The organism is Endozoicomonas sp. NE40 (genome assembly GCF_040549045.1).
Lineage (GTDB): Bacteria > Pseudomonadota > Gammaproteobacteria > Pseudomonadales > Endozoicomonadaceae > Endozoicomonas_A > Endozoicomonas_A lisbonensis.
In genome coordinates this window covers 2,977,338-2,989,883 of the sequence record NZ_JBEWTB010000002.1, presented here as the reverse complement: position 1 = coordinate 2,989,883, position 12,546 = coordinate 2,977,338, and the positions used below count along the sequence as shown (strand labels likewise).

Below are 12,546 nucleotides of genomic sequence, written 5' to 3'. Positions count from 1 at the left end.
GAAGAACACTGGACGTACTCCTTTTGGCATCCTGCCTTTTTATTGTGCATCCTTGCCTCTACAGTCCTTGTAGATTTTACTCATCCAGTTATTTAACTATAGACTCAGAACTGATCTATCAGTCAACTCTCCGGGCTGGTCAAAATTGCTCATCCTCCATACTGTACAGCTCTTCAACTCCGGAAGTGGCTGCCGCCAGCAACGCTGAACTCCTCGGTAGCAGTCGTTTATAGAAATAACGGGCAGTGGCTATTTTGGCTTTATAAAAGTCCTGGTCTACAGTGCCAGTTTGTAACTGAGCCTGAGCAACCTCAGCCATTCGAGCCCACACCCATCCGTAAGCGACATAAGCAAAACCGTGCAGATATTCAACACAGGCGGCATTGATCGTATTGGGATTATCTGCGGTTTGTTTTATCAGTGTTTCCGTAGACTGTTCCAACTGAATCAGGGCGTTTTCAAGAGCAGAGGCGAACTCACTGCTTTCAGCGTTGTTGATGAATGCCCTGACTTCATCAGCAAACAGCCGGAAATAAGCACCGTTGTTAGCCGCTATTTTACGACCCAACAAGTCCAGCGACTGAATGCCATTGGTGCCTTCATAAATCTGCGTGATACGCACATCACGAACTAACTGTTCCTGTCCCCACTCTGCAATATAACCATGACCACCCAACACCTGTTGACCGGCAACACAGCATTCCAGCCCCATATCGGTGAAGAAGGCTTTTGCTACCGGTGTTAACAGTGCCACCAGACCGGCAGCCTTTTGCTTTTCGCAATCCTGGCCAAACCTGGTTTTATCCAGCTGTTGCCCAACGTACGTTGAAAAAGCCCTGCCCCCTTCATTGAGCGCTTTCATGTTCATCAGGGTACGACGGATATCACCGTGAACCATCAATGGATCGGCTTCTTTTTCCGGTTGCGCAGCTCCGGTGGCAGCCCGCCCCTGCAGACGATCTTTGGCATAAGCCAGAGCATTCTGGTAAGAGCGTTCAGCACTGCCCAGTCCCTGAATACCTACAAACAGACGTTCATAGTTCATCATGGTAAACATGCAGTTCAAACCCTTATTCAGGTCACCCACCAGATACCCTGTTGCCCCGTCAAAATTCATGACGCAGGTTGAAGCCCCCTTAATGCCCATCTTGTGTTCAAGAGAACCACAACTGACAGCGTTAGCTTCAGCCAGAGAGCCATCCTCATTTACCTGAATCTTTGGTACCAGAAAAAGAGAGATACCTTTCGGACCTGCCGGTGCGTCAGGCAGTTTCGCCAGAACCAGGTGAACAATGTTGTCTGACAGATCATGCTCACCACCGGTAATAAAAATTTTCGTTCCGGTAATCCGGTAACTGCCGTCGTCCGCAGGAACGGCTCTGGTACGAATAATACCAAGGTCTGTTCCGGCATGAGGCTCGGTCAGGCACATAGTGCCAGCCCATTCTCCGGAATACATTCTGGGAAGATACAAGGATTTAATGGCTTCAGAAGCATGGGCGTTGATAGCCAGTGCCGCTCCTGAAGTGAGGCTGGGGTAAAGCATAAAGGCAAGGTTGGCACCGCAGCTCATTTCATCAAACTGAGCGCCCAGCGCTTTGGGCATACCCATGCCACCAAAATCGGGATTACCACTCAGGCCGGTCCAGCCACCTTCGGAATAAATCTGATAGGCTTCTTTAAAGCCATTCGGTGTGGCAACCTTGCCGTCCTGCCAGTGACAGCCCTGTTCATCACCCGTTCGATAGAGAGGAGACAGAGTTTTGGAAACCAGTTTGGCACCTTCTTCCAGAATGGCATCAGCGGTTTCCTGGTCAACCAGTTCGCTGAGTGATTCCCAGCGAGCCCAGTCAGCAGCGACATCAAACACTTCATACAACACAAAACGCATATCACGCAGGGGAGCCTGATAATCGATCATAGCTACGGTACTCCTGTTATTGTTATGTGAGTAGTACAGAGTAAACTTCTCTGTCTAAAACTCTTTTGCAGTAGACCCGTTGCTATATTACCTGCGAATTACGCCTGAAACACGAATTTTGAAATAGCGTTTCTGATCATCGTGTGCATGTCCTGCCCGACTTCCTTAAACGACTACAAATCGCTGTTTGTATTAATCTTCAGTAGAAAAAGACCTGTTAACGTCAACAAACTTCCGTCATTACTCACTTGCATCCCGGATGCGCCTGATAAAACCTCCTCATTAACGGCCTGAAGCTCGTCACTCTCACCATAAATAGCAGCCAGCCAGTGTCCCTGACCGTTGTGAACCAGAAATATATCCTGACTGCTTATGTCTTCTGGTAATGAATCAATGCCTTGACCACCTGGGCTAAATACCATAGTTCTGACTTCACTCCCTTGCGTTTGGGGATAAACAACGATCACACGCCTTCCACTCATTTGGGCTACTGCAAGTGCAATTCTTATATCACCCCATGCATTCTGGCTTCTTACTTCTTCCAGCAGGAGTGAAAACTGATCACCGGAAAATACAGGGTTATTTCTAACAAAAGTCTCTTCATTACTGGTGAGATAGCTGGATAATTGCTGTCGAAGATCGTATCCGTCACCGGTTTCCATTTGCATAGCCAGAGCATGATACAGGCATGATCCATCCCCCCGGGTTGGCAGTAATTTTAATTTGGCATTATTGAGAAGCGACAGAAGATTTTTTGTATAACCTTGCTGTTCCAAATCATTAAGCTCAGACACGCCTGCATCTTGCTGCCACTGGGCAGGTTCAGGAGGATTATCAAGCTCAAACCTGACTTTATGGCCAGTTGGAGTAAAAATCCTTGTATTCGGCATATTGCCATATTGCTTAATTTGCCTTGCCAGATGGGGTGATAACGAAGGTAGCTCTTCGGGGTATTGACTATCCAGCCGTTTGATAAACTTGTACTTATTGAGTTTTTTTACTCTTTCCAGCATATTTTCATACCATGGCTCAAATCCGGAAGCTGCTATGTGTACAAGTTCGGGATAATTTTGTAGCTGGTCTATCAGCAAGTCTATTTGATTGTCTTCCAGATAACTCCAGCTAAGATCAATTTGTGTAATGCCAGCTAATTTTGGATTTTGGGAAAAATACTCAATCGCTTTCAGAGGCAGTCCGAACATACTCAGGTCAAGCGTCGTAAACTTACCGCTCTGGCTTCGCTTGAGGCTGCGAGCTTCCAGAGCATTCATTTGGTTCTCAAAGTCTGGCCGTATCAATACAAGTGATGGAACGAGTACGGTCTTTTTGTTAGAGCCAATATATGCATACTTTCCGTAGTTACCTTCAGTATCCAGGTAAAAATCAGGCACAAAAGGAGCTTTGTCTTCCTCCAGCTCAACTGGAAGCATAACCTGATAAGCAGTCCATCCAGACGCACTTGCTGTTTCAGCATTAACCAGAAGGTTGGTTAAACCTGCAATAACAACCATATCGGCTACTCCATCCTGCATAAGTTGATGCAGAACCCTTAAGGCTGCATAGGTTCCTCCCAGAAGAGCTTGCCGGTTCAATAACCCTTCTGCAATAACAAGGGTCACAGCGTTAGCGGAACCTTTGTGATCCCTGATAAGCGCAGCTGACTGCAAGGCATCCCCCTCGATAATGTTGTAGTCAGGAAAACGTTCATTTCCCTTCCTGACAAGTTCAGGGGATATTTCAATTCCCAGAGTCTGTGGCTTGATACCCTGCTCTTCCAGATAACGCTTAGCTGCTGCCAGATCGTCTCCGGAACCAGACCCGATACTCACAAGCAAAGGAGCCTCATCAGACATTAAACGGGAATCATCAAAATGATGCCGCAGGGCAGACATCAACAGCTTAGGAATAAGCGCTCTTAGCCTGGGGTAAAATTTCTTCTCATTCTCGTTGTAAATGGATTCATATTTGATGATTTCAAAAGGCTCTGAAAATGTCTTGAATGCCTGCTTTATCTCATCCGGGCTTTGCGGTACGGAGCCAGGTCTGGCTTTCAGACTTTTACGGAATCTTTCCATCAGGTCATCTGGTCTTAATAATTCTTTGTGTATCCCCTTATAGCTATGGACATCATCAACCGTTCCACCATATTTTGGAAACTTACGGATCATGCTTTCCCACCAGCGCAGATTCTTTTCAGAGTAGTAAAACAACTTCTCTTTTCCACTGGAAAACGTGCAGAGTATATGAGTTTTTAACAACTCCGAACGTTTATCACTATCTGTGACCAGAGAAAAATCAGCAGAATGCTTGATGACCTGAATGCGGGAAACGTTGCCGAAGACCGGGTGGGGAATCTCTACAAAGTCTGGTATATCCAAAGTGTAAATAGTAACAGCAGCATTCAGGGGAGGAGCTGACTCAGGGGCGGCACCACGCAGGGAACCAACCTGATCAGTAAGCTCTTCAAGAATATTATTCCAGTCCACACCCTCCACTTCAAACGGAGGTGGTAATCTGGCAGAGCTATAGGTTGAGATAATGAGAAGAGGGATAAGAAAAATTTTTTTAAAGCTTTGCCAATTTGCATTCACTGATAATCCCCAAAGTTAAGTGGTTATATATCCTGCCTGATCAAAAGCATCTCTCTGTCTAAGACAGACCAAAATAGCAAAAGAGGCTAAAAGAGCCAGTGATAACTATCAGAAACGATAATAAAAACCAGCCGTCAAGACGACACCCGCCCAGGAAAGCTGCACACCGAAGTTTTTATAGTCAACATCCAGCAATGCCTGAAACAGAGGAAACAAACGCGTGTTACCCAGTTTCAGGTAACGCTTGTAACCATACATAATGCCAGTACGATACCCGGCTTCGACTTCGATTTCGCCGTACTTCTGTTGAAACAGGGTACGCTGCCAGCCCCCTGACCAGACACGGTCACCATGGGTATTGATAAACGTTCCGCCGTAAAACCCTTTATAGACGGCACCAATCAATCTGTTATTGCTTTCCTGATCTTCTCCGGGTTCAAGATGCAGGGTCCACATACCAAGAAGAAGCTGATCTCTGAATGGACGCCCCCAGAGCTGTTTCAGCCAGCCTTTTTCTTTATCAAAGCTGTTGTAGGGCAGTGACAGATCCAGAGAAGTTTTTGAATCCGCTGGCTTTACTGACAGGTCAGGAAGCTCAGAGACCACGCCTTCAGTCTCCTGCGTTTCCTCCGATAAAACACTTTCTGACACAGCAAAATCTGACACAAAAAAAAGAGTGGCCATAACAGCAACCACTATTGTTTTTCTCAATCGGGTTAGATAGCTCATAGTCTGCCTGATACAGCCAAAGCAGCTGATATGACTCCGGGAGATTTAGAAAAGTTTTTTTGGAATCTTATTGTATAGACCAACGTTTAAAGTTGTGCAAAAAAGCATCAACACAGAAAGAATGAAACTCCAATGATAGTTGATTACAGTAGGTGAGTACGCAGGTTAAAGGACTGGCTATGCGTTATTTTTTATCGCTTGTGAAGACAATGTTGCAAATAAACCTTGGGCAGGCTCAAAAGCTCGATCCGCTTCCCGAGCCTGAACATTTTTCCCGTCGCCGCTTAACCCGGCAGTACAAGGCAAAAAAAGCTCTGGTGCGCAATGTCTGGATTGCCGCCTGCTCCCTGATGCTGATCAATCCAGTATTACCAGTGATACTTATTATCGCTCTGCCTGCGACGTTGCTGAGCTTTATGATCCTTGATGAAACGCCATAAACAGCCATGAGCGCAAGAAACATTTTTTCATCACCGAGTGACGAAAAAATGTTTCTTGTAAAAAGTGCCGCCCTCTGGCGACCTCCTGACAGGATAAAAAACCTCAGATCTCGCCAAAGTCCTCTTCAGCAATATCCAGCAGATTATCAACGCCTGACTCAATAGCCGCTTTGTGCATCAGCGTTCTGGGTAATAGTCTCTGGAAGTAGAACCGGGCTGTCTGAATCTTGGCATTATAGAAGCCTTCTTCGGTGGTACCCGCTGCCAGCGCCTGCTGGGCAGTATGTGCCATATCAGCCCAGAAGTAAGCCAGACAGGCATAGCCTGAATACATCAGAAAGTCGACAGATGCCGCTCCTACTTCATCCTTGTTCTGCATGGCTTTCATGCCAATCTGCATGGTCATTTCGCCCCACTCTTTATTCAGGGCTGCCAGCGGTTCAATAAACTCTTTGAGCTGGCTGTTTTCCTCATGCTCCTTGCAGAAGCGATGAACCACTTTGGTAAAGGCCTTCATTGATTCGCCCTGGGTCAGCAGAATTTTACGACCCAGTAAATCCAGAGCCTGAATACCGGTTGTGCCTTCATAGAGCATGGCAATGCGGGCATCCCGGACATTCTGTTCCATACCCCATTCCGCGATGTAACCATGTCCTCCATAGCACTGAAGTCCAAGATTAGCCGCTTCAAAGCCGGTTTCGGTCAGGAAGGCTTTAAGAATCGGCGTCAGGAACCCCATGGTCAGATCCGCCTGACTGCGCACCTCTTCATCCGGATGATGCATCAGGTCAGCCAGTTTAGCGGTGTAGTAAGCCAGAGCCCGGTTACCCTCAGTGAGAGCCTTGATAGTCAACAACATTCGTCGTACATCAGGATGAACAATAATCGGGTCAGCCGGACCATCAGGATTTTTTACCCCACTCAAAGAACGGCTCTGCAAACGCTCGCGGGCATAACGTAAAGCTCCCTGCATGGCCACTTCCGAATGAGCCAGCCCCTGCAACCCGGTTCCGAGACGTGCAAAGTTCATAAACGTGAACATGCAGTTAAGCCCTTTGTTCTCAGGCCCAATCAGGAAGCCGGTGGCTTCATCGAAATTCATCACACAGGTCGCATTAGCATGAATACCCATTTTATGCTCGATAGAACCACAACTGACACCATTGCTTTCACCAATGCTCCCGGGCAGATATTTGGGAACAATAAACAGCGAGATACCTTTCGTTCCTTCCGGAGCGCCCGGTAAACGAGCCAGAACGATATGAACGATATTTTCTGCCATATCGTGTTCACCGGCAGAAATGAATATCTTGGTGCCGGTAATCCGGTAGGAGCCGTTGCCATCAGGTTCAGCTTTGGTGCGAAGCATGCCCAGGTCTGTACCACAGTGAGGTTCTGTGAGGCACATGGTTCCTGTCCATTCGCCGGAAACCAGTTTGGTGAGATACGCTTGCTTCTGCTCTTCGGTGCCGTGAGCTTCCAGAGTATTCATAGCCCCATGGCTCAGTCCCGGATACATTCCCCAGGACCAGTTCGCCTGTCCAACCATTTCACTGATGGACAAGCCAAGCGAATGAGGCAGCCCCTGCCCGCCATAGGCTTCATCACTGGCAAGAGAAGGCCAGCCACCTTCAATATATTGTTGATAAGCTTCCCTGAAGCCGGCCGGGGTTTTAACGCCCTCTTCACTCCAGGTGCAACCTTCCTGATCACCCGACTGATTCAGGGGCGACAGAACCTGTTCACAGAATTTCGCCCCTTCCTGCAAAATGGCATCCACCATATCAGGCGTGGCTTCTTCTGCGCCTGGCAGGCTGGCGTAGTGTTCAGGGTAAGACAGTAACTCGTCCCGGACGAAACGAATATCTCTCAGAGGTGCCTTATATTCTGGCATTGCAACGACCTCACTGGTTCTTTTCTTTTTATAAGTACAGTCTAGCAGCAATTCAAACAGTTGTTTTAAACTTACGTATGAACGAATTCAATGTCAACTGCTCCAAACCTGCTGTGAAAAGGCAACAACATCACAGAGCTTTATCATCCACAGAGGCAGTTCACTGAAATCGTATATAGAAAGAGGAAAGCAAGGTTGGGACGAGCAAAGCCATTCCCAGCCTGCTTATCTGAAAGCAGGCTGAAAATTCAGGCTATTTTACAGCAAGGGCTGGATATCCAAATGTTCCGCAACAGCCCTGTTATCGAGTGTTTCCAGCCAGGGTACAACACCAAGGCAGGGGGCGGGCAGGCTGTCTTTCAGGGTCTGAACATTTTCTTCATAGTGGTTCATGTCCGGATCAATCTGGTTTGCCACCCAGCCAACCAGTCTGCCACCATCACGAAGAATGGATTCAGCACTGAGCAATGCATGATTCAGGCAACCCAGTTTCATACCTACCACCAGAATAACCGGTGTATTCATTTCAAGCGCCAGCCCTGACAGCATTTCCCGGTTATTAAGAGGAACCCGCCAGCCACCAGCCCCTTCAATCAACGACAGATCATGTTTACGCATCAATGCGCCACGGCAGATACCCGCCAGCCGATCCACCGTTGTACGACGACCCTCTTTTTCTGCGGCAATATGAGGAGCAACAGGTGGTTCAAACGCAACAGGGTTGACCTGTGCATAAGGCAATTCAAGCGTCATTGCCTCAATCAGGTTCAGGGCGTCTCCATTGCGCAAACCTTCCGGAGTGGTATCACAACCTGCTGACACCGGTTTAAGGGCAATGGTTTGCAGTTGCTTCTGACGGGCTGCTTCAAGCAGGCCGCAGGAAACCACTGTTTTACCGGCATCCGTATCGGTGCCGGTAACAAAATACGTGTTAGCCATCAGTGTTTATTACTCCGGCCTTTTTGACCGATTGTTTTTTCAAACTATTTTTTTAAGCTATTTTCAAGCTATGAGAAGCGGCTTGTGCAGTATTCCGTAGATGACCTCGTAAGAAAGGGGCAGTCCTTTTTCGGTACGAAATACGTCATAAGCATCCTGAAGCTTCAGGAGTCGATGACGGGACATCAGTCCATTCTGCCGCGATGGCACAGTGTTCACTCCAAGGGCTTTCATATCCCGGAGCAACTGCATGACAGTAGGATAGTAGATCGTTTCGGTTTGCAACTTGAAAGAATGCAACTGGAAGTCAGACTGCTGAACACAGTGTTTTTGGGTACTGTGAGCATCAAAGCCATTAACATGCACATGCCGGTCAACCTGACTCCACGCCTGTTTCAGTTCGTGCATAGTACCAGCCGCCAGGGTCGAAAAGACAAACAGGCCACCGGGTTTTAAAACCCGGTGAACCTCTTCAAGTACCCTGTTCAGGGTACACCACTGGATAGCAAGGCTGGAAAAGACCACATCAAGACGATTATCTTTGAACGGCAACAGTTCAATATCTCCGGAACACCAGTCCAGATTTGGGAAACAGTTTCTGGCATGAGAAGCCATGCCTATTGCCAGATCCATTCCCAGTACGGTTGCCTGTGGATAATGACCGGCCACCTGAATCGTCTGACGGCCCGTTCCTGACCCAAGGTCCAACACAAACTCAGGCTTGCGGTCTGAAGGTAATCCCAACATCGCACGGGCAGCCACCCGGTCCTGAAGCGCAGCAGCGTAATCGTATGTACTGGCGGCACGGCTGAAGTTGACGGCAATTCGTCGTTTATCAGCCCGAACCGGCGGGCAGGCTTCAGCCACCGATGACGTTACCCTCTGGTGCATAGACGGGTCACCAGTTCTGCCACCTGCCGGGTAATGCCGGTTTCGTTATCAAGAAAGAAAGTATGTCCGCCATTAAACACATTAACCGCATGGGCAGGGAAGTCCTGTTCAATACGCTCAGCAACATCGACCGGAACCAGTGCGTCCTGTCGGCCAAAACAGTGAATCACCGGACAGCGTAAATCGGAAAACTGGGAACGCACATTACTTTCACCAAGCAACTTCAACATACCTAACAAAATAGCAGGTTCCAGATCGACATCCCCGGTCAATACATCCAGCTCACGCATCAGGGTTTTCTGATTGCTGTTGCCCATTGAGCAAAGCATGGAAAACTGCTGGATAGTCGCCTGAGGATCTTCTTCCATTCCCGCATAAAAGCTTGAAAAGGTAGCGGGCAACATGGCTTGTGGCCAGTCATCATTGCGAACAAAACACGGGTTTGTCCCCAGGGTCACCACGCCTGCCACTTTGTCCGGGTTCTGGCTCGCATAAAGTGCTGCCAGCGTGCCACCCAGAGACCAGCCAACCAGAACCACCGGCGTTTCCAGCAGATGCAGGTCAAGATAGTTCAACAGTTCCTGCCAGTCATATCGGGTACCGGGTTCCGATACCAGTCCCGGCAGCTGTACCACACAGGCACGACCATCTCCATCCAGTTCCTGTGCCAGTGGCTCCAGCACGGTTGCCGGCATGCCCCAACCACTGATTAATACGATGGGCAGACTCATGCAACTTCCTCCTGCAACGGGCTTACCGTGCGCTCAAGTGCGGTCAGCAACTGATCCACATGCTCTTTGCTGTGGGCAGCGCTGAAAGTAATACGTAGCCTCGACGTTCCCCCGGGAACGGTAGGCGGTCGAATGGCTGTCACCAGAATACCCTGCTGAGCCAGTGAATCACTCAGAGCCATGGCATTGCTGGCACTGCCGACCATAATCGGCTGAATCGGCGAAGCCGAATCCATCAGCTGCAACCCCAGTTGTTCACAACCCTTGCGAAAATACTGAACCAGATCCTGCAAGTGGTCGCGTCGCCAGCTTTCATCCCGCAATAGTTTCAGGCTGGTTCGGGTGGCAGCCGCTACAGCCGGAGGCATGGAGGTGGTGTAAATATAGGTGCGGGCAAACTGGATAAGTGTCTCAATTAATGCTTCGCTACCTGCCACAAACGCACCGGCTGTGCCAAAGGCTTTGCCCAGTGTACCAACCAAAACTGGCAAGTCATCCTGAGGCAGATCAAAGTATTCTGCAACTCCACCGCCCATCTTACCCAGACAGCCAAAACCATGGGCGTCATCGACCATCAGCCAGGCGTTTTTCTGTTTTGCCAGTTGTGCCAGTTCTGGCAGTGGCGCCACATCACCATCCATGCTGAAAACACCATCGGTGACAATTAACCGGCGACGGGCTTCGGTACGCTCTAAACGGGTGGTCAGGTTATCCACATCATTATGCAGATAACGCTGAAAACGAGCCCCTGACAGCAGACCCGCATCCAGCAGGGAAGCATGGTTCAGACGATCCTGAAACACAGCGTCGTGTTTATTCAGCAAGGCAGAAATCACGCCAAGATTCGCCATATAACCATTGGAAAACAGCAGTACCCGGTCACGGCCGGTAAACTCAGCCAGCTCTTCTTCCAGTTGGTGATGCGCCCTGCTGTGACCAATGACCAGATGGGAAGCGCCACCGCCCACACCATAGTCAGTTGTCGCCTTTTTCAGACTGGCAACAACGTCGGGATGACTGGCTAACCCCAGATAATCGTTATTACAAAAAGCCAGATACTTCTTACCATCAATGACCACTTCAGGCCCCTGAGCAGTATCGAGGGTTTTGCGTGACCGATACAGGTTGGCTTCCCGACGTGACTGCAAATCCTGCTGCAGCTCTTTATCCATGTGCGACCGATCCATAGCGAACCTCAGGAGGCTTTCATGGCATCGTAATAATGATCATTGTCGTGCTCACGCAGAGGGCAGGTTCGGGCAAACTCTTCGGCGGCCTCTTCCGAAGAAATCATTGCACTGTCGTCCATATTAATGCCCAGCTTATCGAACAGCTGACGATCGCTGCTCTCTTTAGGGTTCGGAGTGGTCAGCAGTTTATCACCCAGGAAAACAGAGTTAGCACCCGCCAGGAATGCCAGAGCCTGCAATTCGTCGCTCATGTTTTCACGACCGGCAGAAAGTCGAACACTGGAAGCTGGCATCATAATCTTGGCAACGGCAATGGTGCGAACAAATTCGATACCGTCCACGGCTTCAACATCTTCCAGCGGAGTACCTTCCACACGCACCAGCATATTCACAGGCACACTTTCCGGATGCTTAGGCAGGTTAGCGAGCGCTACCAGCATGCCAGCACGATCACGCTCGGTTTCACCCAGACCGACAATACCGCCACTGCAGATATTCATACCGGCATCACGAACATGCTGCAGGGTGTCCAGACGGTCAGAGAAAGTACGGGTGGTAATGATGCTGCCGTAAAACTCCGGAGAGGTGTCCAGATTATGGTTGTAATAATCCAGACCAGCGTCCGCCAGCCGGCTCGCCTGGTCAGCATTCAGCATGCCTAGCGTCATGCAGGTTTCCAGCCCCATTTCCTTAACCCCCTTTACCATCTCCATGATGTAAGGCAGGTCTTTTTCCGGCGGATTTTTCCAGGCTGCGCCCATGCAGAAACGGGTCGCACCAGACGCTTTTGCTGCACGGGCTTCTTCCAACACCTTGCGCACTTCCATTAGTTTTTCTTTACTGAGTCCGGTGTTGTAGTGACCACTCTGAGGACAGTATTTACAGTCTTCCGGGCAGGCTCCGGTCTTGATCGACAACAGTGTACTGACCTGCACCTGATTTGGGTTGAAGTGTTCGCGGTGAGCCAGCTGAGCCTGAAAGATCAGGTCATTGAAAGGCAGCTGAAACAATGCCTCAACTTCTTCTACCGTCCAGTCATGACGAAGCCTCGCGTCAGGGTGAGTCGTGTTAAGGAGGGTCGCGTCAGGATGAGAAGTGCCTACAGGTGCAGTCATGTTGTTCAAAAATTCCCCGGAGCGCCCGTGGCAGTAATGCTGAGCACAGCCATTAATATTGATTATTGAAATTAAAACATGGCTGATAATAATCAATTAAAATTC

The 12,546-nt window shown here is 49.1% G+C and carries 10 protein-coding genes; 1 reads left to right on the top strand and 9 read right to left on the bottom strand.

What is annotated here, in order from left to right; translation table 11 throughout:
- Positions 1 to 139: 139 nt before the first annotated feature.
- From V5J35_RS14365 to V5J35_RS14355, 3 genes are all read right to left on the bottom strand, one after another.
- Complete coding sequence (locus V5J35_RS14365; protein ID WP_354007801.1) at positions 140 to 1,921, bottom strand: acyl-CoA dehydrogenase C-terminal domain-containing protein; 1,782 nt, start codon at positions 1,919 to 1,921, stop codon at positions 140 to 142.
- Between the two features lie 173 nt (positions 1,922 to 2,094).
- Positions 2,095 to 4,407, bottom strand: coding sequence for a hypothetical protein (locus tag V5J35_RS14360; RefSeq protein ID WP_354007800.1), 2,313 nt, complete (start codon positions 4,405 to 4,407; stop codon positions 2,095 to 2,097).
- 213 nt (positions 4,408 to 4,620) lie between these two features.
- Positions 4,621 to 5,196, bottom strand: a complete 576-nt coding sequence (locus V5J35_RS14355) for a hypothetical protein (RefSeq protein WP_354007799.1) — start codon at positions 5,194 to 5,196, stop codon at positions 4,621 to 4,623.
- 254 nt (positions 5,197 to 5,450) lie between these two features.
- On the opposite strand from V5J35_RS14355, the gene V5J35_RS14350 reads away from it, so the two are divergent.
- Entirely contained in the window at positions 5,451 to 5,681 is a 231-nt protein-coding gene (locus V5J35_RS14350; RefSeq protein ID WP_354016421.1) for a hypothetical protein, read from the top strand.
- A gap of 103 nt (positions 5,682 to 5,784) precedes the next feature.
- On the opposite strand, the gene V5J35_RS14345 is transcribed toward V5J35_RS14350, so the two are convergent.
- The 6 genes from V5J35_RS14345 to bioB all read right to left on the bottom strand — a co-directional run bounded on the left by V5J35_RS14345 (position 5,785) and on the right by bioB (position 12,441).
- The gene (locus V5J35_RS14345; RefSeq protein WP_354007797.1) at positions 5,785 to 7,575 is read right to left on the bottom strand and encodes an acyl-CoA dehydrogenase C-terminal domain-containing protein; all 1,791 of its coding nucleotides are present in this window, start codon (positions 7,573 to 7,575) and stop codon (positions 5,785 to 5,787) included.
- A 258-nt stretch (positions 7,576 to 7,833) separates the two neighbouring features.
- Complete coding sequence (gene bioD, locus V5J35_RS14340) at positions 7,834 to 8,514, bottom strand: dethiobiotin synthase (protein ID WP_354007796.1); 681 nt, start codon at positions 8,512 to 8,514, stop codon at positions 7,834 to 7,836.
- Positions 8,515 to 8,577: 63 nt separating this feature from the next.
- Positions 8,578 to 9,405: a malonyl-ACP O-methyltransferase BioC gene (bioC, locus tag V5J35_RS14335; RefSeq protein ID WP_354007795.1), complete on the bottom strand. Its 828-nt coding sequence runs from the start codon at positions 9,403 to 9,405 to the stop codon at positions 8,578 to 8,580.
- Positions 9,390 to 10,136 carry an alpha/beta fold hydrolase gene (locus V5J35_RS14330; RefSeq protein WP_354007794.1) on the bottom strand — a complete coding sequence of 249 codons (747 nt, stop codon included), beginning with the start codon at positions 10,134 to 10,136 and terminating at the stop codon, positions 9,390 to 9,392. Before V5J35_RS14330 ends, bioC begins: the two co-directional genes overlap by 16 nt.
- Positions 10,133 to 11,323 (bottom strand): 8-amino-7-oxononanoate synthase, encoded by a 1,191-nt coding sequence (gene bioF, locus V5J35_RS14325; protein WP_354007793.1) that lies wholly within the window; start codon positions 11,321 to 11,323, stop codon positions 10,133 to 10,135. Before bioF ends, V5J35_RS14330 begins: the two co-directional genes overlap by 4 nt.
- A gap of 8 nt (positions 11,324 to 11,331) precedes the next feature.
- Positions 11,332 to 12,441, bottom strand: a complete 1,110-nt coding sequence (bioB, locus tag V5J35_RS14320; protein ID WP_354007792.1) for a biotin synthase BioB — start codon at positions 12,439 to 12,441, stop codon at positions 11,332 to 11,334.
- Positions 12,442 to 12,546 lie beyond the last annotated feature (105 nt).

Bases quoted from the DNA above. Each gene is read 5' to 3' on its own strand.
- V5J35_RS14345 (WP_354007797.1), bottom strand. From the start codon at position 7,575: ATGCCAGAATATAAGGCACCTCTGAGAGATATTCGTTTCGTCCGGGAC.
- bioF (WP_354007793.1), bottom strand. From the start codon at position 11,323: ATGGATCGGTCGCACATGGATAAAGAGCTGCAGCAGGATTTGCAGTCA.
- V5J35_RS14365 (WP_354007801.1), bottom strand. From the start codon at position 1,921: ATGATCGATTATCAGGCTCCCCTGCGTGATATGCGTTTTGTGTTGTAT.
- bioB (WP_354007792.1), bottom strand. From the start codon at position 12,441: ATGACTGCACCTGTAGGCACTTCTCATCCTGACGCGACCCTCCTTAAC.
- bioC (WP_354007795.1), bottom strand. From the start codon at position 9,405: ATGCACCAGAGGGTAACGTCATCGGTGGCTGAAGCCTGCCCGCCGGTT.
- V5J35_RS14355 (WP_354007799.1), bottom strand. From the start codon at position 5,196: ATGGCCACTCTTTTTTTTGTGTCAGATTTTGCTGTGTCAGAAAGTGTT.
- V5J35_RS14330 (WP_354007794.1), bottom strand. From the start codon at position 10,136: ATGAGTCTGCCCATCGTATTAATCAGTGGTTGGGGCATGCCGGCAACC.
- bioD (WP_354007796.1), bottom strand. From the start codon at position 8,514: ATGGCTAACACGTATTTTGTTACCGGCACCGATACGGATGCCGGTAAA.
- V5J35_RS14350 (WP_354016421.1), top strand. From the start codon at position 5,451: ATGTTGCAAATAAACCTTGGGCAGGCTCAAAAGCTCGATCCGCTTCCC.